The sequence below is a fragment of the Streptococcus gallinaceus genome, from assembly GCF_024170225.1.
In the GTDB taxonomy this organism is placed as follows: domain Bacteria; phylum Bacillota; class Bacilli; order Lactobacillales; family Streptococcaceae; genus Streptococcus; species Streptococcus gallinaceus.
The window spans coordinates 237,327-261,339 of sequence record NZ_JALJXU010000003.1; the positions used below are offsets into that span (position 1 = coordinate 237,327).

The following is a 24,013-nucleotide window of genomic DNA, read 5'->3' on the forward strand; positions in this document are numbered from 1 at the left end:
CTCCTTAAAATGAAGATAAACAGGTCTTACCCTTGTTTTTGGGCAAAAAAGCGGGGATAATTTGTCGAAAATTGCTGCACAATGCCGATAGCAATAGCGATTGTAAAGGCTGTGATGAAGCTGATGCGCAAATATTCTACAGCCAAAGTATCTGCACCAGTCAATACGAAATAAACAGCCCGGTAGAAGCTCAATCCAGGAATAAGCGGAAAAATGCTAGTAGATAAAAATAAAGTCATCGGGCATTTTTTACGCACAGCCAACCAACGGGAACAAAAGGCCACCATCAGACTGGAAAAAAAGACGGCCAGGGCATCTATGTGATGGTACTCAAAGATAAGCAAATAGACCAGCCAAGAAAGACCGCTTAAGATACCGATGTAGACTAGATAACGCTTGGGAACGTGGTAAAGTAGGGCAAATGCGACTGTACCAACTGCAGCTGTTAGGGCACGAATCACAAAATCCATTGGAGTTGCAATCGTGCTAGTAAATGCTGCGGTCATCTGCTCAGCAAAAGGAAGAGCTTCAAGCACGGTCACCACACCAACGGAAAGTGAAATACAAGATAACAAGGCAGACATGAGTAAGGTCAACCCTGTCGAATAATTGTTTTGAGAAAATTCACGGATAGAATTGACAAAAAATGCTCCTGGTATCAAGGTCATCAGTGCACCTAGTACAATTGGTCCCAAGTGCTGTCCGACATGCAAATAAAGCAATAAACTGGCAGAAAGCGTGATAACCGCACTTCCGATAATGGTATGAATAAATCCAGCATGAATTTTGGGAGAGATGAGATGATAGACAAGCCCTAAAATCAATCCTGTCATGGCAGATGCAAGTGCGTCGAGAAAACCACTTCCAAGCGCCATTGAAAATCCACCTGCACCCAAGAAATAGGCAAATAAAGTCAGTAACAAAGACTGTTTTGGAAAATGTTCAATCCTGTCTAACCGCTGTGAAATATCCTCTAAGTCAGATACCTCTCCTTTGACGATTTGGCGTGATAGAGCATTAACCGCTTCTAATTTCCCCATATGGATGGATACGTCTTTTGTAGTATAGGCCTTACCTAGATGATTGTCTTCCTTGTCCAAACCAGAAGTGATGATTCCTTGATTGACCACATAAGTTTCAAAATTTTGGATGCCAAGTCGAGCCGCAATCCGTTTCATGGTATCTTCGATACGGTAGATTTCAGCGCCGCTTTCCATGAGCAATTCTCCTACCCAAACGACAACTTCCATCGCAGTGGTTTCGGTTTTAATTCTCATTTTTGACATCGTTGTTGAACCTCGTCTAGGATGGTATCGATTGTCGCTAAAGCTCCCGTCCCAAAGTCGCCACAAGCCAGCAAGGATTCGCGTGGCTTAATTTCTTCAAAGCCATAAGAACGAAGTAGCTGTAGATTGTGTTGACTTGCAGGATTAAGGTACATGTTGGTGTTCATGGCAGGTGCAATTAATTTTGGGACACCCATTGGCAAAGCCAAGGCGACCGCCGTCACAATGTTATCTGCCATCCCATGGGCCAATTTGGCTAAGGTATTGGCAGACAAAGGTGCAACTAAAAACAAATCTGTATTTTTTGCTAAGTCAATATGCTTGATAGAAGACGGGTCTTCTTCTTGCATGATATCAGTATGAACTGGATTTTTTGTTAAAGACTGTAGAGTAAGTGGGCTGATAAATTGTGTGGCTGACCGGCTCATCAGTACAGTAACCTCATGCCCTAACTTGGTCAATTCATTACTTAAATCAGCTGCCTTATAGGCCGAAATCGATCCCGTTACAGCTAGTGTGATACGTGCCATGATTACCTCTTTTCTAAGACGAGCTTGAGGAGGAGTTGAGCGATTTCTTCTTTTGTTGAAGCCAGCTGCTCAGTTTCTTTATCAACTAAAAATGCCTTGTGACCTTCCGAATTGATGTCTCGTAAATCATTAGCAACGATATAGTCAGCCTTATTTTTCGCCAGACTCTCACGCGTCACAGCAAATAATTCTTCTTTGCTGACATCCACTAGTAACTTGAAACCAATCAGCTGAATGGCTGGATTCCATTCCTTGACTTTCGAGATGACCTTTGGTGTTTTTTTGAGAAACAGAACTTGATAGTCGTTTTGAGAAGAAATCTTGGTTTCTGTATTGGATTTGGTCAGTAAATCACGAATCTTGTTCGTCTGCTCGACTTCATCCAGACCAGTCATGTAGACTGGTGTGTAGTCAGATACAGCCATGCTATGAATGAGCACATCATGTTCTTTGACAAGTGGCTCGAGACTACTTTGTAGACTTTCCACATTGGAGATTTCTACTATATGAAGAAGTGGGTGTGGCTGCGGTTTGACGGCATGCTTGGTAGTGACCAAGGTGACAGGGAAATTTGCCTCTAGAAATGTCTCAGCAATGATCTTCCCAAGCTGGCCTGTTGAATGATTTGTAATGGCGCGAACCTGGTCGATGGATTCGTTTGTTCCGCCTGAAGTAATCAAAATTTTCATGTTCTTATTGTACAAGAATTTATGATTTTCGTAAAGTTTTAGCAACCTCTTACAAAGGCGAATAAAACAGTATGATATTTTCTTAACTTTTTACAAAAATAGGTAAAAAGCGGACGTTTTATTTTTTATATACAAAATACGTGCAATAAAAACGAATATCTGTTATGATAAGACTATCTTATTGTGAGGTGATAGAATGAAAACGGATATTGAAATCGCACAAAGTGTTCCCTTAAAGCCGATTACAGAGGTTGTAGCACCATTAGGTATTGCCTTTGATGATATTGAGCTTTACGGTAAGTACAAAGCAAAATTAACCTTTGATAAAATTAAAGCTGTTCAAAAAAATCCTGTTGGAAAACTGATTTTAGTCACAGCTATCAATCCAACGCCTGCCGGTGAAGGTAAATCTACCATGAGTATCGGCTTGGCGGACGCCCTCAATAAAATTGGCAAGAAAACCATGATTGCCCTACGGGAACCATCACTCGGTCCTGTCATGGGGATTAAGGGAGGCGCAGCTGGTGGCGGCTATGCACAAGTTCTTCCGATGGAAGACATCAATCTCCACTTTACAGGAGACATGCATGCTATCACGACAGCTCATAACGCTTTGTCAGCCTTGATTGACAATCATCTCCACCAAGGAAATGAACTTGGTATCGATCAACGACGGATTATCTGGAAACGAGTAGTTGATTTGAATGACCGCGCTCTGCGTCATGTGACCGTAGGACTTGGCGGTCCGCTAAACGGTATTCCACGTGAAGACGGTTTTGATATTACAGTGGCTTCAGAAATTATGGCCATCCTTTGCTTAGCAACGGATTTAGCTGATTTGAAGAAACGCTTGGCTAACATTGTCATTGGCTATCGTTATGACCGCAGTCCAGTTTATGTCCGAGATTTGCAAGTAGAAGGAGCCCTGACACTCATTCTAAAAGACGCTATCAAGCCAAACTTGGTGCAAACTATCTATGGAACGCCAGCATTTGTTCACGGTGGTCCTTTTGCCAATATTGCCCATGGATGTAACTCTGTCTTGGCAACTGCAACAGCTCTTCGTTTAGCAGACTATGTGGTGACAGAGGCTGGATTTGGAGCGGATCTTGGTGCAGAGAAATTCTTGGATATCAAAACACCAAATCTACCAACCACACCAGATGCCATTGTCGTAGTGGCAACCCTTCGTGCACTGAAAATGAATGGCGGTATCGTTAAGGAAGATTTGAGTCTAGAAAATGTTGCGGCTGTAAAAGAAGGTTTTGCCAACTTGGCTCAGCACGTGGAAAATATGCGCAAATACGGTGTTCCCGTTGTCGTGGCTATCAATGAATTTGTAGCAGATACCCAAGCAGAAATTGCCCAACTTCGTGAACTGTGTGCGGCTATCGATGTCCCTGTTGAATTAGCTAGCGTTTGGGCCGACGGCGCTGAAGGTGGTGTGGCGTTAGCCCAAACGGTTGTAAAAACAATTGATGCGACACCGTCAGACTACAAGCGTCTCTATGACGACTCTCAGTCAATCGAGGAAAAAATTGCGACAGTAGCGCGTGAAATCTATCGTGCTGACAAGGTCGTTTTCGAAAAGAAAGCTAAGACACAAATTGCACAAATCGTGAAAAATGGTTGGGACAACTTACCAGTTTGTATGGCTAAAACCCAATACAGTTTCTCAGACGACCCAACTCTTCTCGGTGCACCAAGAGGATTTGAAGTTACGATTCGTGAGGTCGTACCGAAGCTGGGAGCGGGCTTCATCGTTGCTCTTACTGGAGATGTCATGACCATGCCAGGACTTCCTAAAAAACCAGCCGCTCTCAATATGGATGTGGCAGAAGACGGCACAGCGCTCGGTTTATTCTAAATCAGATACAGCAAAGTTGGTTTATTCCAGCTTTGTTTTTTTATACTAAATCTAATCTGCCGAGCTATCCTCTATAAATTATAGAAATGCAGGAATTTTCTGAAAAATCCCTTTTGTTTTGAAAAAAAATATAGTATAATTGTATAAATTTAATTTTGAAAGAGGTAACCTTATGGCTTATACAGTTGCAGTTGTTGGTGCTACAGGCGCAGTTGGCGCACAGATGATTAAAATGTTGGAAGAATCAACACTTCCTATCGAAAAAGTACGTTTTTTGGCGTCTTCTCGCTCAGCTGGTAAGACATTGCAATTTAAAGGACAAGATATTGTCATCGAAGAAACGACAGAAGATACTTTTGGCGGGGTCGATATCGCGCTTTTCTCTGCTGGTGGCTCTACCTCTGCAAAATACGCTCCATATGCGGTCAAAGCAGGAGCAGTTGTCGTGGATAATACTTCTTATTTCCGTCAAAATCCTGATGTCCCTTTGGTTGTGCCTGAAGTCAACGCCCATGCACTCGATGCCCATAATGGCATTATCGCTTGTCCAAACTGTTCAACGATTCAAATGATGGTAGCTTTGGAGCCAGTTCGTCAAAAATGGGGCTTGGACCGTATCATCGTATCGACTTATCAAGCCGTATCAGGTGCTGGTATGGGTGCTATCTTGGAAACACAAGCTCAACTCCGCTCAGTCTTAAATGACGGTGTCAATCCAAAAGATGTTGAAGCAACTATTCTCCCATCAGGCGGCGACAAAAAACATTATCCAATCGCCTTCAATGCTCTTCCACAAATCGACGTCTTCACTGACAACGACTACACTTACGAAGAAATGAAAATGACAAAAGAAACCAAGAAAATTATGGAAGACGACAGCATTGCTGTATCAGCAACCTGTGTCCGCATTCCAGTTTTGTCTGCCCATTCTGAGTCTGTTTATATCGAAACAAAAGAAGTGGCACCAATTGAGGAAGTCAAAGCGGCCATTGCGGCCTTCCCAGGTGCAGTACTAGAGGACGACGTCGCTCACCAAATCTACCCTCAGGCTATCAATGCTGTTGGAAGTCGTGATACTTTTGTTGGTCGTATCCGTAAAGACCTTGATGCAGAAAAAGGAATCCACATGTGGGTCGTTTCCGACAACTTGCTAAAAGGCGCTGCTTGGAATTCTGTTCAAATCGCAGAAACTCTTCACGAACGTGGCTTAGTCCGCCCAACTACTGACTTAAAATTTGAATTAAAATAAGCGAAAGCTATTTGGAAAGGATGCCTATGTCTATCCAAGATTTACGCAATGTCAATATCATTACCGCGATGGTGACTCCCTTCAAAGCTGATGGCTCCATCAACTTTGAAGCACTGCCTAAGCTGATTGAAGAATTACTTGCCCATCATACAGAAGGCTTATTATTGGCAGGAACAACTGCTGAAAGTCCAACTTTGACCCACGAAGAAGAGTTGGAACTCTTTGATGCAGTGCAAAAAATTGTCAATGGTCGCGTTCCCCTGATTGCAGGTATCGGGACAAATGACACGCGCGACTCCGTGGAATTTGCCAAAGAAGTTGCCGAATTTGGCGGATTTGCTGCAGGTTTGGCCATTGTTCCCTACTATAATAAACCAAATCAAAAAGGTCTGTATCAGCATTTTAAAGCCATTGCAGATGCTTCTGATTTACCGATTATCATTTACAATATCCCTGGGCGCGTGGTTGTAGAAGTAGACCCTGATACCATGTTGCGTCTGGCTGAACATCCAAACATTATCGGTGTAAAAGAATGTACAACTTTGGATAATATGGCCTACCTCATCGAGCACAAACCAGACGATTTCTTGATTTTTTCTGGTGAAGATGGCGAAGCCTTTCATGCCATGAATTTGGGAGCAGATGGGCTGATTAGCGTTGCTTCTCACGTTTGTGGGGATGAAATTTTTGATATGTTCCAAGCTATCAAAGCCAGTGATATTCAAAAGGCAGCTAAAATTCAGCGTCAGTTCTTACCCAAAGTACATGCTCTCTTTTCTGTGGTTAGTCCAGCGCCTGTTAAAGCCTTGCTCAATCATCTTGGTTTTGAAGTTGGGCCATTACGTTTGCCGCTTGTTCCATGTACACCTGAAGAGTCAAAACGCATTGTCAAGGTAGTCCTAGAAGAAGACATCGAAGCGACTCGTGAGACGGTGACAGGGGTTATTCGACCTGATTATTAGAAAATAAAAACTGTGATTCAATTTCGAATCACAGTTTTTATTATGCTATTTTGTTAAGGTTTCCAACTGGTCAACCAGTGAGCCGACATAGGCAATGGTGTCTTTCAATGGTTTGTCAGTAGAGACATCCACACCAGCATGCTGTGCCAATTCTTGGGCAGAGAGGCTAGCACCGAGTGACAAGGTTTCAAACCATTTTTCAACAATTTCGGTGGGATTTTCTTCTAATTGCTTGGCCATGGCAGTACCAATCGTCAATCCAGCAGAGTAGGTGTATGGATATAGTCCCATGTAGTAGTGCGGTTGGCGCATCCAGATAAGTCCAGCGTCCTCTCCGATTTCAAACTCATCTCCCCAGAATTCTTTCATGATAGAGAGCTTGATTTTGCAGAGGATATCGCCGTTGAGGTATTCATCGTTATCCATACGCGTGTAAACTTCGCGTTGGAAGGCAGCTTCTAGAAGGTGAGTCACCATATTATGGAAATAAGTCCGGCTAATCAATTCACTAATCAAGTAGGCCTTGAAGTTAGGGTCTTCATTTTGCTTGAGAAGAGTATTACATGTCAAGACTTCGTTGGCAGTAGATGGTGCTTCAATGAAATACAGCGATGGATCATAGTTCAGAATGCTCTGTTTTTTGGCTAATTGGAAATGACCAGCATGTCCGAGTTCGTGAGCAAGAACCAGAACTTCATTCATGAGACCGGTCCAATTGAGGAGAATGTAAGATGGTCCGTCATAAAGTGTAGCACAGTATCCGCCTGTAGCCTTGCCTTCATTTTGCGCAAAGTCAATCCAGCGCTCATCAAAGGCTTGCTCAATCATCTTCACATAATCTTCACCGAGGAAACCAAGGCAATCAACTAAGAATTGTTTCGATTCTTCTGGTGTGATGCGTTGATTGAATTCAGATGGCAAACTAATCTTCAAGTCAGCATGTGTAATCTTATCCAAGCCGTGCGAAGCCGCCATCAATTTGATAAAACGACGCATGTGAGGAGCCAATTCTTTCATGATGACGTCAATTTGACGGTCAAAAAGGTCTCGAGAGATATCTTGTTGGAAAAGAAGGTAGTCGATGGTTGAGTCAAATCCGCGTAATTTGGCTTCGATTTGCTCGTTTTTCACATGAGCCAGGTAAGTTGCGGCAGTCGTGTTTTTGTATTTACGAAGAGTAGCGTAAAAACTTTCAGCTGACTTGCGACGAAGCTCAGTATCGTGGCTGATTTCATAGTCATTTTCGTAGAGGACATAACTATTTCCGTAGGATGTACCATTGGCCTCAAAGTTGTCAAAGGTCATATCTTCAAACTTGGTCGTTTCATAGTTGCTGTATGCTTGTGAGAAGGTTGGGGCAAATTTCGCCAAGAGTTCTTCTTGAAGTGGGTCTAAATTATGTGGTTTCCAACGGATGATGTGGTTGATGAAGCTCGTCCATTCAGGATGTTGAGCAATGACTTCTTCCAACAATGCTGTTTCTTGGAGACCAAGTTCAGTTGACAAGAAGGCAAGTGCTGGATAAGTTTCTGCATGAACGAGTTCAAATTCATTGGCTTGACTTGCCAATTCGGCATTCATCTTGTCCACGTCTAGATTTAAGAAGGCGTAGTGGGATAGCTTGCTTTGAACGGTTAAAATAGTTTCGTATTCTGCCAAGGCTGCAACGATAGTTTCTACCGTGTTTAACTGGTTTTTATAATTTTTTTCAAAATTTTTCGCGGTTTCTTTGAAAGCAGTCAAAGCTGTTTTGAAAGTTTGGTCATTTTCATAGATTAGGGATGTGTCCCAGGTGTCTTTGACGTCAACTTCTTGACGTTTTAGCATTGCATTTGTCATAAGAACTCCTTTTTTATTTTTCCTAAAAATCATTATACCACAGTCGTATCAAAAACTTGACAAAAGTCCTATTTCCTTAGATAATAGAAGTAATAAAAGCCTGTAAGAATGCGAAAAGGAGCTAGTATGCAAGTTATTAAAAGAAGCGGTGAAGTTGTCGAATTTGACCCTGAAAAAATTTATCAAGCCATTATCAAAGCGGCACAGACTGTCTACGTGATTGACGACACATGGAGAAAAAATCTTGCTGAAGTGACAAAAAAAGTTGTTATTGACTTAGAAGAGGCGCAGACAGAACGTCCAACTATCAGCATGGTTCAATCTCAGGTGGAGCACCGTCTCATTGATGCGGGCTATATCGCTATTGCGGAGCACTATATCTCCTACCGTCTTCAACGAGACTTGGAGCGTAACGGATACTCTGACCAAATTATTGTGCATTTACGTTTTGAGCAAACGCGTTAAGTGAAAACTAGAGCAGCCGAAAGGCTGTTTTTGTTTTTTTAAAAATTTGGATAAGAGGTGAGTTCTAGACTTTCCTTTCTCCAAATTCTTCTCATTTTATGGTATAATAGTAGGCAGAAATTTTGAAAAAGTATGAGGTTACCTTTTAGATATGAATATCTATGATCAATTACAAACAGTTGAAGATCGCTATGAAGAATTAGGCGAATTGCTCAGTGACCCAGATGTGGTTTCTGACACCAAACGTTTTATGGAATTGTCTCGTGAAGAGGCGAATACACGCGATACTGTCACAGCTTATCGTGAGTACAAGCAAGTCATTCAAAACATTGCTGACGCTGAAGAAATGATTAAAGACGCAGCGGGCGATGCCGAATTAGAGGAAATGGCTAAGGAAGAGTTAAAAGAGTCCAAAGCTGCAAAAGAAGCCTATGAAGAAAAATTAAAAATCTTGCTTCTTCCAAAAGACCCCAACGACGACAAGAACATTCTCTTGGAAATTCGTGGTGCTGCAGGCGGGGACGAGGCTGCTCTCTTTGCCGGCGATTTGTTGCAAATGTACCAAAAATTTGCTGAAGGACAAGGCTGGCGCTTTGAAGTCATGGAAGCTTCTTATAACGGCGTAGGCGGTATCAAAGAAGTGGTTGCCATGGTTTCAGGTCAAGCAGTTTATTCTAAGTTGAAGTATGAATCAGGTGCTCATCGTGTCCAACGTGTCCCTGTAACGGAAAGTCAAGGGCGTGTTCATACTTCGACAGCCACTGTTTTGGTTATGCCAGAAGTGGAAGAAGTGGAATACGATATTGATCCAAAAGACCTTCGTGTCGATATCTATCACGCATCTGGTGCGGGTGGACAGAACGTCAATAAGGTAGCAACAGCCGTACGTATCGTTCACTTGCCAACCAATATCAAAGTCGAAATGCAAGAAGAACGTACGCAGCAGAAAAACCGTGACAAGGCCATGAAAATTATTCGCGCGCGTGTGGCTGACCACTTTGCACAAATTGCCCAAGATGAGCAAGATGCTGAACGTAAGTCAACCATCGGTACTGGTGATCGTTCAGAGCGTATCCGGACCTACAATTTCCCTCAAAACCGTGTGACAGATCACCGTATTGGATTGACACTTCAAAAATTGGACACAATCTTATCTGGGAAATTAGACGAGGTTGTCGATGCCTTGGTGCTCTATGACCAAACGCAAAAACTGGAAAAGTTGAACAAGTAATATGACCTATGGACAACTCATTAGCCAGCTAGAAAGTGAATTAGAAGTATTAGGAGAGGAAAAAGAAAGCCTCTCTTATGTCTTTAAGGAGCTGAAAAGTTGGACTTTGACGGATTTGATTCTTCATTTTCCGAGAGAGATTTCAGTGGAAGACCAGTCGCTGTTAGAAGAGATTTTTGGGCAGTTGGCACAACACATTCCTGCACAGCATATTACGGGACGGGCTTATTTTAGAGATTTGACCTTGAAAGTCAGCCCTGATGTTCTCATCCCTCGACCAGAAACGGGAGAGTTAGTGGACTTGGTTTTGTCACAAAATGAGTCTGAAAATCTTCGAGTTTTGGACATTGGCACAGGAAGTGGGGCGATCGCCTTGGCCTTGAAAAGTGCTCGACCTCATTGGGAGGTTCTGGCTTCTGACATTTCGCAGGAAGCGTTGATGATTGCGCGTGAAAATGCTGAGCTTAACAAACTTGACGTTCAATTCCTGCAGTCAGATGTCTACGAGAATATCCAAGGTCAGTTTGATATCATTATTTCAAATCCTCCTTATATTGCTTTTGAGGATACGGCTGAAGTTGCGACAAATGTCTACATGCATGAGCCGCACTCGGCGCTTTTTGCAGAGGAAAATGGTCTGGCTATCTATCGTACCATTTTGAGTGATGCTACGTCATTTTCAAATGAGAATGGGAAAATCTATTTGGAAATCGGCTACAAGCAAGGGCAAGATTTGCAGGATTTGGCAAAAACATATCTTCCGCATAAGCAGTGCCAGGTTTTAAAAGACCTTTTTGGCAAAGAACGAATGGTGGCTATCTATGGAAAATCGTAATATACGAACAATTATCCAATCTGGTGGAGCAGTTGTTTTACCGACGGAAACGGTCTATGGCCTATTTGCAGAGGCTTTAAACGAAGATGCTGTCGAAAGGGTTTATCAATTAAAACATAGACCAAAAGACAAAGCCATGAACTTAAATGTGTTAAATCTGAACGATGTCTTAAAATACAGTCGAAATGTTCCTGATTTTGTAAAAAAAGTGTATAATAGTTTTATGCCTGGTCCCTTGACCATTATTCTAGAGGCCAATGATCAAGTTCCACACTGGATTAACTCAGGACTTCCTACAGTTGGATTCCGCACCCCAAATCACCCACAAACGCTCCAAATTATTGCCGAAACTGGTCCCTTGATTGGTCCATCTGCAAATATTTCAGGGCAGGAAAGTGGCAAGAAATTCTCTGATATCATCAAGGATTTCAATCAGCAAGTGATAGGGATTGCGGATGATGAAGCGATTACTGGTCAGGATTCGACTATTCTTGATTTGTCTGGGAAAACAGCTCGTATTCTTCGCCAAGGTGCGATTACCAAGGAGGAATTACTGGCTAAAGTTCCTGAAATTCCATTTGAGGAGTAGAATATGATTCGAGCCCTAGTTGTCGAGGATATGGAGGCCATTCGTGATATTAACGAATACGCACTTGGCTATCCCAATTCGATAGAGAAAACAATGCAGCAATTTAGACGATTAACAGCCGATTCTCACCATTTCTTTCTAGGATTTGAAGATGAGGATAGTGGCTCTATAGTCGGCTATATCCATGCTGAGGTCTATGAAAGCCTCTACTCAGAGGCTGGATTTAATCTTCTAGCACTAGCTGTTCTAGAGGAATTTCAAGGAAAAGGTATTGGTAGACAACTCCTAGAAGCCATCGAAAAGGAGGCTAGGGAGCGGCAATTTCACTTTATTCGCCTAAATTCTGGTAGTCATCGTAAAAAAGCACATGCTTTTTATGAACATGCTGGTTATGACAGCGATAAAGTCCAAAAACGATTTATAAAATATGTGAGGTAAGCCATGATTTTTGACAAAGAAGATTACAAAGCATTTGACGTAGAACTATGGGATGCGATTGCAGCAGAAGAAGCACGTCAACAGGGAAATATCGAATTGATTGCTTCAGAAAATGTTGTTTCGAAAGCAGTGATGGCCGCTCAAGGTTCTATTTTGACCAATAAATATGCGGAAGGCTATCCTGGGAAACGCTATTATGGTGGTACCGAAGTCGTCGATGTCGTTGAAACTCTTGCGATTGAGCGTGCAAAAGAAATCTTTGGCGCAAAATTTGCCAATGTTCAACCACATTCGGGTAGTCAAGCCAATGCGGCGGCCTATATGGCTTTGATCCAACCGGGAGATACTGTACTCGGAATGGATTTGTCAGCTGGTGGTCACCTGACGCATGGTTCGCCAGTGAATTTCTCTGGAAAAACCTACAACTTCGTGGCCTACGGTGTCAACAAAGAAACCGAAGAACTTGATTACCAAGAAATTTTATCACGCGCTCAAGAAGTACAGCCAAGACTCATTGTTGCAGGTGCCTCAGCCTATTCACGTATCATCGATTTTGCGAAATTCCGTGAAATTGCGGATGCTGTTGGGGCTAAGCTCATGGTGGATATGGCGCATATTGCTGGTTTAGTAGCAGCTGGCTTGCATCCAAGTCCAGTACCTTATGCGGATATCACGACAACTACAACTCATAAAACACTTCGTGGTCCTCGTGGCGGACTTATTTTGACAAACGACGAAGAGCTTGCTAAGAAAATCAATTCTGCAGTCTTTCCAGGTATGCAAGGTGGACCATTGGAACACATTATTGCTGCCAAAGCCGTAGCCTTCAAAGAAAACTTGGATCCTGCTTTTAAAGAATATGCACAAAATGTCATCACAAACTGTCAAGCGATGGCTGAGGTATTTAACAAAGATGAAAACTTCCGCGTCATCTCTGGCGGAACAGACAATCATGTTTTCCTTGTAGACGTAACCAAAGTTATTGAAAACGGAAAAGAAGCACAAAACCTCTTGGACGAAGTGCACATCACTCTCAACAAAAATTCAATCCCATTTGAAACCTTGTCTCCATTTAAGACATCAGGAATTCGTCTGGGTACAGCTGCAGTGACAGCTCGTGGATTTGGTGTAGCAGAATGCCAACAAGTAGCTCATTTGATCATTAAAGCACTGAAAAATGCTGATAACGAAGCTGTTCTTGAAGAAGTTCGCCAAGAAGTCAAAGCTCTGACAGACCGTTTCCCACTTTACGAAAACTAATTTATGGATATTTATATTAAACAAGCAATTATACATCAATTTTCAGCTGATGATACCGAGTTAGTCTTATCAGACAGTCTTCTGACGATTACACCCAAGATTGAAGAATACCTTCGCAAAAAAATCGAGCGTGTTTACTCCGACGAGGCTAAAACAGGTCAACTGCCTGCTGATCATTCATTTCTCGAACTCATCTCTGATCAACTCATCGATTCTTCATGCCAGATTGCCAAAATTTGGCATGAAGAATTTTCTGTGTCTGAAAATCTCAAAACCAATGATTTAATCTTTGTACATTTTGAAAAAAATGGCATCGAGCAATTTGCCTTTCTACGAATCTCATTGCGGGAAAATCTGGCCCATGTTGGATTAGACAGCGATAGTCCTTTGAAGTTGACGCAGAACAATCTTCCAAGCGCTGGATCTGCTCCGGATGAGGCCTTTATTCTCAATTTGCAAACTCACCAGTATCTCTTGATTGAAAAGCGTATCAAGTACAATGGGGCTTTTTTAAATTATTTTTCGGACAATATTCTCAAAGAAAAACCTGCTATCTCGGCTAAAAAGTCTATCAAAGAAGTCGAGAAAACAGCTCAGAAAATCGCTGAAAATTTCAACAGAGATGATTTCCAATTTCAGACTAAGGTTAAATCAGCCATCTTTAATAATCTTGAAGAAGATAATGAGATTTCCCCTGAAAAACTAGCAGACCAGTTGTTTGAGGACAATCTGACTGCGCGGTTAACCTTTGTGGACCAGTTGAAAGAAGTCATTCCTGATAAGATTTCTTTCTCAGAAATTGACAGCAGCCGCCAACTCAAGAAATTCGAGAATCAAAAACTCTCGCTTTCTAATGGAATTGAACTCATCGTCCCAAATAATGTCTACGAAGATGCAGAGTCGGTCGAGTTTATTCAAAACGAGAATGGAACCTATTCGATTCTCATCAAAAATATAGAAGATATTCAAAATAAATGAAAAAATTAACAAGAACGATTCTCTTGGTCGTCCTTGTTTTTCTGGCTTATAAAGCGTATCAAATGCATGTAGCTGTTCAGCAAGTGATGACATACCAGCCATTGGTGGAAGAAGTTCTTGCTGAAAATGATACAACCGCTAATGAAGAGTTAGTTCTAGCCATGATTTACACGGAAACCAAGGGAAAGCAAACTGATGTCATGCAGTCTAGCGAATCTGCAACTGGCTATACAAACACCATAACGGATAGTAAAGAAAGCATTCGTCAGGGTGTCAGTTATTTGAGCCACAATCTCGAAACTGCAGAAGAAGCAAAAGTAGATGTCTGGACAGCTGTTCAAGCCTATAATTTCGGTCCGGCCTACATTCCTTACGTCGCTAAAAACGGCGGTGAAAATACGATTGCACTGTCCAAAAAATATTCTCGCGATGTCGTTGCTCCTAGTCTGGGGAATACAACTGGAGCAGAATATACCTATTATCACCCCATTGCGCTATTTTACGGCGGAAAACTCTATGTCAACGGCGGAAATATCTATTACTCGCGCCAAGTTCAGTTCAACCTATATCTGATGAAATTCTTCAACTTCCTTGATTCGGCAATTGACTCCTTTAAATAAGGAAAACTTGCCATTTAAAATAAATTGTGTTACAATGTATTACACAATTAAGGAGGAGCGGATTATGAGTACAGTATCGTTGCGCTTGAATGCGACAGAAGAAGAGTTTTTCAAAAGCTATGCCGTGTTGACAGGAAAACCCTTGTCTGAACTATTTAAGAAAGCTCTGGCAGAGCAAATCGAAGATGAGTATGACTTAAATATCTACCAGCAAGCCTACAAAGAATATGAAAAAGATACAGAAACCATTTCTCACGCTGATTTTAAGAAGGAACTAGGTTTCTAAGATGTATCGATTGGAGTATTCTAAGCAAGCTCAAAAGCAAATCAAAAAGCTGGATTGCCAGATTCAACGTCTATTATTTGCTTGGATTGATAAGAATCTGGAGGGGACGATGGACCCTCGGCAACACGGGAAAGGCTTGACTGGAGACCGTTCGAGAGAATGGCGTTACCGAATCGGTGATTATCGACTCATTTGTGATATTCAGGATGACAAGATGATTATCCTGGCCTTAGAATTTGGACACCGAAGAGACATTTACAAAAAATAAAATAGTGAAACCGTCTGAATGGCGGTTTTTTGCTACTCATATGCAGGCTTAGGGCGAAAGTGGTATAATATAAAGAAAAAGGAGGCTGTTATGACAAGAAATGTTCTTATTACAGGTGCGACAAGCGGAATCGGAAAAGCGATTGCCTATGCTTTTGCAAAATCAGGTGATAATGTCATTTTGACAGGACGTCGTTTACACTTACTGGAAGAAATTAAAGAAGACCTATATCGTCACTATCCTATTCAAGTTTGGATTTATCAAGTGGATGTGACGAAGCTGGAAGAAGTAGAAATAGTTTGTTCTCAGCTACTGCACGATGTGCCACAAATTGATATCTTGGTCAACAATGCTGGATTGGCTTTGGGGTTGGAGAAATTCCAAGAGTACGATATGGTGGACATGATGACCATGATTGATACCAATATCAAAGGGCTACTGGCTGTGACGCGCTGTATTTTACCGAATATGGTAGAAAAAAATACTGGTCATGTAATCAATATCGGCTCGACTGCTGGGATTTATGCCTATGCTGGTGCGGCAGTTTATGCAGCAACAAAGGCTGCAGTTAAGGTGTTGAGTGACGGGATTCGTATTGATACCATTGATAAAAATATCAAGGTTACGACAGTACAACCTGGTATTGTAGAAACTGATTTTAGCCAAGTACGTTTCCACGGGGATCGCGATCGTGCTGCCTCTGTCTATCAAGGAATCGATGCCTTACAAGCTGAAGATATTGCTGACATTACTCTTTATATCGCCAATCAACCGGCACATGTGCAAATTTCAGATATTACCATTATGGCAACCAAGCAAGCCACAGGCTTTATGGTACAAAAAGAAAACAACTAAACATGACATAAATGACATGTTCACCTAAGCAGGAACAGTGTATACTAGCCTTACAAAAACATTTTCTAAAGGAGAAAAGATATGAAAAAGTCAATTTACACCTCCCTAATTCTTCTCAGCACCGCTAGCCTTCTAGTTGCTTGTTCTAGTAAGGAAACAACTAAAACAAGTCAGACTCCTAAAACGAGCCAAGTCAGCAAAGCATCATCATCCACTAAGGTAGATTCCTCCACGGTTTCATCGAGCAGCAGTACTGAAGCTCCAGTTCAAACAGGGATGAATATTCAAGCAATTCAAAACGGTGATTATTCTAGCATCGCAGGTACCTGGCAAAATGCAAGCGGTGATAAGCTTGTCTTTGACCAAAGTGGCTTGATTTCAACTGGTGTGACGATGGTTAATCCTCCCAAAGAAGACCAGGGTATTCTCCAAGGCGGGATTACCTACCAATCAAGCGGAGGAGGCTTTGTACTACTGTTTGTACCTAAAAATGTTGTCATTCCACAAAGTCATTTTCATGAAGGGAAGGATAGTACGGATGGCACTCGAGACCGTCTAGTAGGAACACAGGTTGCCCTGTCAGAAACGATTTTGAATTCGGGAACTTTTTACAAGGTTTCAGATAGTACAGAAGTGGCACCTGCAAATCAAACGATCTCCTTAACGCAGGGTCAGGAAACGATCAACTATGCGACACGAATTTTAGGTGATCTAGGTTGGAAAATTATCGAAGATAACTATAACCGGGCGGAGGTCAATCCATTCAGTACCATCCAAGGAAATGATAACAGTATCTACCTTGTCTACCAAAATGGAACCATTACAACTGAAGATGGCACTGTTGTACATCAGCCATAACAATAGTAATAAGAAAACTGCTGAAATCAGTGATTTCGGCAGTTTTTATGATGATTTGAAGGCATAATGAAAACAAGCCCTCTAAAGGACTTGTTTGCTAAAATGGTCTGGGAGACTTTTTTATTCCCACTCGACCGTTGCTGGTGGTTTACTTGTAATGTCGTAGACGATGCGGTTGACGTGGTCAACTTCATTTACGATACGAGTTGAGATTTTCTTAAGTACATCCCATGGGAGTTGTGCAAAATCAGCTGTCATACCGTCGATAGAAGTGATGGCGCGAATAGCGATAGTGTAGTCGTAGGTACGACCGTCACCCATAACCCCAACAGAACGAACACCAGTATTAACTGTGAAATATTGCCATACATCACGGTCAAGCCCTGCTTTAGCGATTTCCTCACGAAGGATGGCATCAGACTCACGGACAGTTTCTAGTTTTTCCTCAGTAATTTCGCCCATAACTCGGATGGCAAGTCCTGGACCTGGGAATGGCTGGCGCCATACGACTTCATCAGGCATGCCAAGTGCAGTACCAAGCGCACGAACTTCATCTTTGAAGAGAGTATTGAGCGGCTCAATCAATTCAAACTGCATGTCTTCAGGAAGTCCCCCAACGTTGTGGTGAGATTTGATGGTTTGAGCAGTTTCAGTACCTGACTCGATGATATCAGTATAGAGAGTTCCTTGTGCGAGGAAGTCAACTCCTTTTAATTTGCTAGCTTCGTCGTCAAAGACGTAGACAAATTCATTCCCAATAATCTTACGTTTTTTCTCTGGATCGTCAACTCCGGCAAGCAGGTCTAGGAAACGTTTTGAAGCATCAACACGGATGATGTTAAGGCCAAATTTACCACCAAGCATGTCCATTACTTGGTCACCTTCATTTTTACGAAGAAGACCGTGGTCAACGAAGATACATGTCAATTGGTTACCGATGGCGCGTTGGAGCAAGACACCAACAACAGATGAGTCCACACCGCCTGAAAGACCAAGAAGAACTTTGCGATCACCAACCGTTTGGCGAATTTTGGCAATTTCCATTTCGATAAAGTTATCCATTGACCAGTCGCCGCGTCCTCCACAGATATTGATTGCGAAGTTTTTCAGCATATCATTTCCGTAGACTGAGTGACGTACTTCTGGGTGGAATTGAATACCGTAGAATTTTTTCTCTGTATTTTCCATAGCAGCAAATGGACAGTCAGCAGAATCTCCGACAAGGTGGAAACCTTCTGGAATTTCAGTTACGGCATCTCCATGGCTCATGAGAACGAGTTGTTCCTCAGGAGTTCCTGCAAAGAGAGCTGATTCTGTACGAAGTCGAAGCGTTGACTGACCGTATTCACGATTTCCAGCTTCACCAGCAGGCACAACCTTACCACCGAGCTTATGTGTAATCAATTGCATACCGTAGCAGATACCGAGAATTGGGATACCAAGTTCGAAAATTTCTTCATCAATACCGAATGCATTATCAGCATAAACTGAATTTGGGCCACCTGAAAGAACGATACCAATCGGATTGATAGCACGAATTTCTTCAGCGCTAATCTTGTGGCTCTTTAATTCAGAAAATACACCAAACTCACGGATACGACGGGCAATCAATTGGTTGTACTGGCTACCATAATCCAGAACAATAATCTTTTGAATGTCTTGAGTTGTCATTGTTTTTCCTTTCATTCTGAAAAAAAATCAGATATTACACTATATTTTAACATAAAAGCGAACATTTTGCAGTAGGAATAGTCTAAAATCTAAAATTTTGGTAGAATAGAAAGAGAACAAATGGAGTACGACAATGAAAGCAGCCTATATAACGATACACGACAAAATAAAAGAAGAAATTGATGATCAGATTTGGAAGATTGGGGAACGTCTGCCAAGTGAACGAGATTTGGCAGAGCGATTCAATGTCAGCCGAATGACTCTCCGTCAAGCTATTACCATGCTGGTAGAAGAAGGAGTGCTGGAACGAAAAGTTGGTTCTGGAACCTATGTTGCTAGCACGCGTGTACAAGAAAAAATGCGCGGGACAACCTCCTTTACAGAAATCGTTCATTCCCAAGGAAAGTCTCCATCCACCAAACTAATTTCTTATCAGAAAAAGTTGGCCAGTGAAACGGAGCGCCAGCGTCTTCAATTAGGTGCGAATGATTTGGTGATTCGGATGGAACGGATTCGCTATGCTGACAATGTTCCCTTGGTATTTGAAGTGGCATCTATCCCCGAAAAGTTAATCCGAAATTTCAATAAAACAGACATTACCAATCATTTTTTCAAAACATTGGCGGTGAATGGCTACGAAATTGGAAAAAGCCAACAGACAATCTATGCCAAAACAGCAAGCGACCGTGTAGCAGAATACTTAGAGGTGGCAAAAGGGCATGCGATTTTAGCACTGACTCAAGTTTCTTACTTTACGGATGGCCAAGCATTCGAATATGTCCGTAGTCAGTACGTAGGAGACCGTTTTGAGTTTTACTTAGAAAATAATTAACCAAAAGTTGCATAATATATATTACGCAACTTTTGGTTTTTCTTCAAAAACTTTTCCTACTAAAAATCGCTCAGATATGGTAAAATAAAGTTTATGGAAATTGAAAAAACCAATCGAATGAATGCCCTGTTTGAATTTTATGCTGCGCTTTTGACAGACAAGCAAATGAACTATATTGAGCTTTATTATGCAGATGATTATAGTTTGGCTGAAATTGCTGAAGAATTTCATGTCAGTCGTCAAGCGGTCTACGATAACATCAAGCGGACAGAAAAGATTTTAGAAGATTATGAGATGAAATTGCACATGTATTCTGATTATATTGTGCGGGGGCAAATTTTTGACCAAATTTCAGAAAAATACGCTGATGATGGCTTTTTGCAGGAAAAAATTGCTATCTTGACCAGCATTGATAACCGAGATTAAAAAGAAAAGAGAAGATTATGGCTTTTGAAAGTTTAACAGAACGTCTCCAGAGCGTTTTCAAAAATCTACGTCGCAAGGGAAAATTATCCGGAAAAGAAGTACAGGAAGTCACGAAAGAAATTCGTATGGCCCTTCTTGAGGCCGATGTTGCACTTCCAGTTGTAAAAACCTTTATCAAACGTGTTCGTGAGCGCGCTGTTGGTCATGAAATCATCGAAACACTTGATGCTTCTCAACAAATCATCAAGATTGTCAATGAAGAATTGACAGAGATTTTGGGTTCTGAGACGGCAGAAATCGAGAAATCACCTAAAATTCCAACTATTATCATGATGGTTGGTCTTCAAGGTGCAGGTAAAACGACTTTTGCAGGCAAATTAGCCAATAAATTGATTGCGGAAGAAAAGGCGCGTCCTATGATGATTGCGGCGGATATCTACCGTCCAGCAGCCATTGACCAATTAAAAACACTTGGTCAGCAAATCAATGTTCCGGTTTTTGATCTTGGAACAGAAGTTGCTGCTGTGGACATTGTCCGTCAAGGTCTTGAACTCGCCCAACAAAATAAGCATGATTATGTCTTGATCGATACAGCTGGTCGTCTGCAAATCGATGAAAAACTCATGCAAGAATTGCGAGATGTCAAAGCACTGGCTCAGCCAACTGAAATCCTCCTTGTGGTTGATTCTATGATTGGTCAGGAAGCCGCCAACGTTGCTCGTGAATTCAACGCACAACTGGATATTACCGGTGTTGTTCTCACGAAAATCGATGGGGATACCCGTGGTGGTGCGGCGCTTTCTATCCGTGAAATCACTGGCAAACCAATCAAATTCACTGGTACTGGTGAAAAAATCACTGACATTGAAACTTTCCATCCAGACCGTATGGCTAGCCGTATCTTGGGAATGGGTGACTTGCTGACTTTGATTGAGAAGGCTTCTAAGGATTACGATGAGCAAAAATCTTTGGAACTTGCTGAAAAAATGCGAGAAAGCACCTTTGATTTCAACGATTTCATTGACCAACTAGACCAGGTACAAAGCATGGGGCCAATGGAAGAACTGCTTAAAATGATCCCAGGAATGGCTGGAAATCCCGCCTTGGCAAATATTAAAGTTGACCAGAAAGAAATTGCCCGCAAACGAGCGATTGTCTCTTCAATGACCCCTGCCGAACGTGAAAATCCAGACTTGCTGACACCAAGTCGTCGTCGTCGCATCGCGACAGGCTCTGGAAATAGCTTTGTGGACGTCAATAAATTTATCAAAGACTTTAACCAAGCCAAATCTCTGATGCAGGGCGTTATGTCTGGTGATATGTCTAAAATGATGAAGCAGATGGGACTTACTCCAAATAATCTCCCTAAAAATATGCCAGGAATGCCCGATATGAGCGGTATGGACATGTCAGCATTAGAAGGAATGATGGGAGCCAATGGCATGCCTGATATGTCATCTATGCTTGGTGGCGGATTAAAAGGTAAAATTGGTGAATTCGCCATGAAGTCAGCCATGAAGCGCCAAGCCAATAAAATCAAAAAAGCTAAGAAAAAACGCAAATAAACAACTCAATTATGAGTTGTTTATTTTATACATAACATATATTACGTAAATTTATTTTATATAAATAGGATATTCAGCAATATGAGCATTCTATATGTTCTACCTAACCTCTTTCCGAAAAACTATAATTTTCTTGAAAAACAAAGATATAAATGATATACTACTAATATCAAGAAACAGGAGAGAAATATGCGTCGTGAATTATTGCTTGAAAAAATTGAAGAATTAAAATCTATCATGCCTTGGTATGTGCTGGATTATTACCAATCAAAATTGGCTGTTCCCTATAGTTTTACAACTTTATACGAATATCTTAAAGAATACCGTCGATTTTTTGAATGGCTTATAGATGCTGGGATTGTTGATTGTCGGCAGATTTCGGATATTTCATTGGATACTTTGGAAAATTTGACCAAGAAAGATATGGAGGCCTTTATCCTGTATTTGCGTGAGCGACCTTTGCTGAATACCAATACGACGCAAAATGGTGTATCGCAGACCACCATTAACCGTACTCTGTCTGCCTTGTCTAGTCTCTATAAGTATCTGACTGAGGAGGTTGAAAACGAGCTAGGTGAGCCGTATTTTTACCGAAATGTCATGAAAAAAGTTTCTACCAAAAAGAAAAAAGAGACCCTTGCTGCCAGAGCTGAGAACATCAAGCAAAAGCTCTTTTTGGGCGACGAAACCATGGAATTTCTAGAATATGTGGATGTCGAGTATGAGGCCAAGCTCTCTAATCGGGCCAAATCATCTTTCCGAAAAAATAAGGAGCGCGATTTAGCGATTTTAGCACTTCTCTTAGCTTCTGGAGTTCGTTTATCAGAGGCAGTGAATTTGGATCTTCGTGATGTCAATCTCAAGATGATGATTATTGATGTCACCCGCAAGGGTGGCAAGCGCGACTCGGTCAATGTTGCTGGGTTTGCTAAGCCTTATCTAGAAGCCTATGCTGCTATCCGCCAACAACGCTACAAGGCTGAAAAAACGGATACGGCCTTCTTCTTATCCGAATACCGTGGCAAGCCCAATCGGATGGATGCTTCCAGTATAGAAAAAATGGTCGCAAAATACTCAGCTGACTTCAAAATCCGCGTGACCCCCCACAAATTGCGCCATACACTGGCCACTCGACTTTACGATGCTACAAAATCACAAGTCCTTGTCAGCCACCAGCTCGGCCATGCCAATACACAAGTCACTGACCTCTATACCCATATCGTCAGTGACGAGCAAAAAAATGCCTTGGATAATCTATAGAAATTACATAATATAATATACGTAAAAAAGTTATTGATTTTGCAATCAATAACTTTTTATTTTAAATATATCCCATCAAAAATTGCATCATGAGAGAAACGAGAATAATTCCAACCCAGCAAGATAGCCCCAGTAAAATTGGTTTACCACCTTTTTTAATCAGCTGAACGATATTGGTTTTAAGTCCTACTGCTGCCATTGCCATAATGATGAAAAATTTTGAGACTTCCTTTATTGGGCTAAAAAATGTCGCAGGTACTCCCGCTGCAAGAGCCAAAGTCGTCACGATACTAGCTAGGACAAAATAGAGGATGAAGACCGGAAAGACTCGCTTGAGAGACACTGATTTTTCCGCTGCTTTTGCTTGTCTAGCCCGCCAGTAAGACAGTCCTAATGTGATTGGGATAATGGCCAGTGTTCTCGTAAGTTTCACGGTAACGGCCTTATTCAAAGTTTGGGCCCCCAAGTGGTAAAGACTATCCCAGGTTGCTGCAGCCGCTGTTACCGATGAAGTATCATTCACAGCTGTTCCGGCAAAAATCCCAAATGCCTGACCTGAAGTAGTAGAAAAACCGAGCAAACTCCCCAGAGTCGGGAAAATGAGCGCAGCCAAAATGTTAAAGAGAAAAATAACCGAAATAGCTTGCGCCACTTCTTCATCATTAGCATCAATCACAGGTGCCGTTGCTGCAATTGCAGACCCTCCGCAAATGGAAGAACCCACTCCAATCAAAGTTGCCATGTTAGTCGATAAACCTAGCTTTTTCTGCAAAACATAAGCAATCAGCAATGACGTTGCTATGGTCGTTAGGATAATGGGAAGTGACTGCTGACCAGTCTGCAAAATGACCTGCAAATTCAAGCCAAATCCAAGCAAGATCACGGCATACTGCAAAATTTTCTTAGAAGTATAGGTGATTCCCGGCTGAAAAATTTCCATTTTGCTAATAGTGGGACTAAGCAGCATACCGATTAAAATAGCAAAAACCGCACCTCCAACAATTGTAAATTCTTTTCCTAGAAAATGGCTCACACCGGCAATCAAGATACAAATCCCTAACCCGTAAGAGCGCTCCTGAATAGTTTTCATATTCTCCCCTTTCTTTGTCTCATTATAAACCTAATTTTCAAAAAAATAAAGAGAAACCAAGCTC

25 protein-coding genes are annotated in these 24,013 nt (G+C 41.7%); 19 read left to right on the plus strand and 6 right to left on the minus strand.

Going from position 1 to position 24,013, the window contains the following annotated elements; all coding sequences use genetic code 11:
• Positions 1–26: 26 nt before the first annotated feature.
• From J2T50_RS05300 to J2T50_RS05310, 3 genes are read right to left on the minus strand one after another with little or no spacing between them, the layout of a single operon-like run.
• A complete protein-coding gene (locus J2T50_RS05300; protein WP_253364423.1) occupies positions 27–1,277 on the minus strand; it encodes a threonine/serine exporter family protein in 1,251 nt (416 codons plus the stop codon).
• Positions 1,274–1,816, minus strand: a complete 543-nt coding sequence (gene coaC / locus J2T50_RS05305; RefSeq protein WP_253364425.1) for a phosphopantothenoylcysteine decarboxylase — start codon at positions 1,814–1,816, stop codon at positions 1,274–1,276. The genes J2T50_RS05300 and coaC overlap by 4 nt, the downstream gene beginning before the upstream one ends.
• Positions 1,817–1,818: 2 nt before the next feature.
• Positions 1,819–2,505 carry a phosphopantothenate--cysteine ligase gene (locus J2T50_RS05310; RefSeq protein ID WP_253364427.1) on the minus strand — a complete coding sequence of 229 codons (687 nt, stop codon included), beginning with the start codon at positions 2,503–2,505 and terminating at the stop codon, positions 1,819–1,821.
• Between the two features lie 196 nt (positions 2,506–2,701).
• Here J2T50_RS05310 and J2T50_RS05315 point away from each other — a divergent pair, with 196 nt between their 5' ends.
• The 3 genes from J2T50_RS05315 to dapA all read left to right on the plus strand — a co-directional run bounded on the left by J2T50_RS05315 (position 2,702) and on the right by dapA (position 6,583).
• Positions 2,702–4,372, plus strand: a complete 1,671-nt coding sequence (locus J2T50_RS05315) for a formate--tetrahydrofolate ligase (protein WP_253364429.1) — start codon at positions 2,702–2,704, stop codon at positions 4,370–4,372.
• Between the two features lie 172 nt (positions 4,373–4,544).
• On the plus strand, positions 4,545–5,621 hold the full coding sequence (locus J2T50_RS05320) for an aspartate-semialdehyde dehydrogenase (RefSeq protein WP_253364434.1): 1,077 nt from the start codon (positions 4,545–4,547) through the stop codon (positions 5,619–5,621).
• 26 nt (positions 5,622–5,647) lie between these two features.
• On the plus strand, positions 5,648–6,583 hold the full coding sequence (gene dapA, locus J2T50_RS05325) for a 4-hydroxy-tetrahydrodipicolinate synthase (RefSeq protein ID WP_253364436.1): 936 nt from the start codon (positions 5,648–5,650) through the stop codon (positions 6,581–6,583).
• A gap of 45 nt (positions 6,584–6,628) precedes the next feature.
• Here dapA and pepF read toward each other — a convergent pair whose 3' ends face one another.
• The gene (pepF, locus tag J2T50_RS05330) at positions 6,629–8,422 is read right to left on the minus strand and encodes an oligoendopeptidase F (protein ID WP_253364438.1); all 1,794 of its coding nucleotides are present in this window, start codon (positions 8,420–8,422) and stop codon (positions 6,629–6,631) included.
• A 126-nt stretch (positions 8,423–8,548) separates the two neighbouring features.
• Here pepF and J2T50_RS05335 point away from each other — a divergent pair, with 126 nt between their 5' ends.
• The 12 genes from J2T50_RS05335 (at position 8,549) to J2T50_RS05390 (ending at position 17,105) form a co-directional block, all read left to right on the plus strand.
• The gene (locus J2T50_RS05335) at positions 8,549–8,887 is read left to right on the plus strand and encodes an ATP cone domain-containing protein (RefSeq protein WP_253364440.1); all 339 of its coding nucleotides are present in this window, start codon (positions 8,549–8,551) and stop codon (positions 8,885–8,887) included.
• 151 nt (positions 8,888–9,038) lie between these two features.
• Positions 9,039–10,118: a peptide chain release factor 1 gene (gene prfA / locus J2T50_RS05340; protein WP_253364441.1), complete on the plus strand. Its 1,080-nt coding sequence runs from the start codon at positions 9,039–9,041 to the stop codon at positions 10,116–10,118.
• A 1-nt stretch (position 10,119) separates the two neighbouring features.
• The gene (gene prmC, locus J2T50_RS05345; protein ID WP_253364443.1) at positions 10,120–10,953 is read left to right on the plus strand and encodes a peptide chain release factor N(5)-glutamine methyltransferase; all 834 of its coding nucleotides are present in this window, start codon (positions 10,120–10,122) and stop codon (positions 10,951–10,953) included.
• A complete protein-coding gene (locus J2T50_RS05350) occupies positions 10,940–11,542 on the plus strand; it encodes an L-threonylcarbamoyladenylate synthase (RefSeq protein ID WP_253364445.1) in 603 nt (200 codons plus the stop codon). The genes prmC and J2T50_RS05350 overlap by 14 nt, the downstream gene beginning before the upstream one ends.
• A gap of 3 nt (positions 11,543–11,545) precedes the next feature.
• Entirely contained in the window at positions 11,546–11,980 is a 435-nt protein-coding gene (locus tag J2T50_RS05355; RefSeq protein ID WP_253364448.1) for a GNAT family N-acetyltransferase, read from the plus strand.
• Between the two features lie 3 nt (positions 11,981–11,983).
• Positions 11,984–13,240, plus strand: coding sequence for a serine hydroxymethyltransferase (gene glyA, locus J2T50_RS05360; protein ID WP_253364450.1), 1,257 nt, complete (start codon positions 11,984–11,986; stop codon positions 13,238–13,240).
• Positions 13,241–13,243: 3 nt separating this feature from the next.
• Complete coding sequence (locus J2T50_RS05365; protein WP_253364452.1) at positions 13,244–14,218, plus strand: nucleoid-associated protein; 975 nt, start codon at positions 13,244–13,246, stop codon at positions 14,216–14,218.
• Positions 14,215–14,838, plus strand: a complete 624-nt coding sequence (locus tag J2T50_RS05370) for a lysozyme family protein (RefSeq protein WP_253364454.1) — start codon at positions 14,215–14,217, stop codon at positions 14,836–14,838. The genes J2T50_RS05365 and J2T50_RS05370 overlap by 4 nt, the downstream gene beginning before the upstream one ends.
• A gap of 64 nt (positions 14,839–14,902) precedes the next feature.
• Positions 14,903–15,124, plus strand: coding sequence for a type II toxin-antitoxin system RelB family antitoxin (relB, locus tag J2T50_RS05375; protein ID WP_253364456.1), 222 nt, complete (start codon positions 14,903–14,905; stop codon positions 15,122–15,124).
• Between the two features lies 1 nt (position 15,125).
• A complete protein-coding gene (locus tag J2T50_RS05380) occupies positions 15,126–15,392 on the plus strand; it encodes a type II toxin-antitoxin system RelE family toxin (RefSeq protein WP_253364458.1) in 267 nt (88 codons plus the stop codon).
• 90 nt (positions 15,393–15,482) lie between these two features.
• Positions 15,483–16,247: an SDR family NAD(P)-dependent oxidoreductase gene (locus J2T50_RS05385; RefSeq protein ID WP_253364459.1), complete on the plus strand. Its 765-nt coding sequence runs from the start codon at positions 15,483–15,485 to the stop codon at positions 16,245–16,247.
• A gap of 81 nt (positions 16,248–16,328) precedes the next feature.
• On the plus strand, positions 16,329–17,105 hold the full coding sequence (locus J2T50_RS05390) for a DUF6287 domain-containing protein (RefSeq protein ID WP_253364460.1): 777 nt from the start codon (positions 16,329–16,331) through the stop codon (positions 17,103–17,105).
• Between the two features lie 120 nt (positions 17,106–17,225).
• Here the strand turns inward: J2T50_RS05390 and guaA are convergent, their stop codons facing one another.
• Positions 17,226–18,776, minus strand: coding sequence for a glutamine-hydrolyzing GMP synthase (guaA, locus tag J2T50_RS05395; RefSeq protein WP_253364461.1), 1,551 nt, complete (start codon positions 18,774–18,776; stop codon positions 17,226–17,228).
• 133 nt (positions 18,777–18,909) lie between these two features.
• On the opposite strand from guaA, the gene J2T50_RS05400 reads away from it, so the two are divergent.
• From J2T50_RS05400 to xerS, 4 genes are all read left to right on the plus strand, one after another.
• A complete protein-coding gene (locus tag J2T50_RS05400) occupies positions 18,910–19,608 on the plus strand; it encodes a GntR family transcriptional regulator (RefSeq protein ID WP_253364462.1) in 699 nt (232 codons plus the stop codon).
• A gap of 93 nt (positions 19,609–19,701) precedes the next feature.
• Positions 19,702–20,034: a putative DNA-binding protein gene (locus J2T50_RS05405; protein ID WP_253364463.1), complete on the plus strand. Its 333-nt coding sequence runs from the start codon at positions 19,702–19,704 to the stop codon at positions 20,032–20,034.
• 17 nt (positions 20,035–20,051) lie between these two features.
• Positions 20,052–21,599, plus strand: a complete 1,548-nt coding sequence (gene ffh / locus J2T50_RS05410; RefSeq protein WP_253364464.1) for a signal recognition particle protein — start codon at positions 20,052–20,054, stop codon at positions 21,597–21,599.
• 189 nt (positions 21,600–21,788) lie between these two features.
• Positions 21,789–22,859 (plus strand): tyrosine recombinase XerS, encoded by a 1,071-nt coding sequence (gene xerS / locus J2T50_RS05415; RefSeq protein ID WP_253364472.1) that lies wholly within the window; start codon positions 21,789–21,791, stop codon positions 22,857–22,859.
• A 61-nt stretch (positions 22,860–22,920) separates the two neighbouring features.
• On the opposite strand, the gene J2T50_RS05420 is transcribed toward xerS, so the two are convergent.
• Entirely contained in the window at positions 22,921–23,949 is a 1,029-nt protein-coding gene (locus J2T50_RS05420) for a YeiH family protein (RefSeq protein WP_253364474.1), read from the minus strand.
• Between the last annotated feature and the right edge of the window lie 64 nt (positions 23,950–24,013).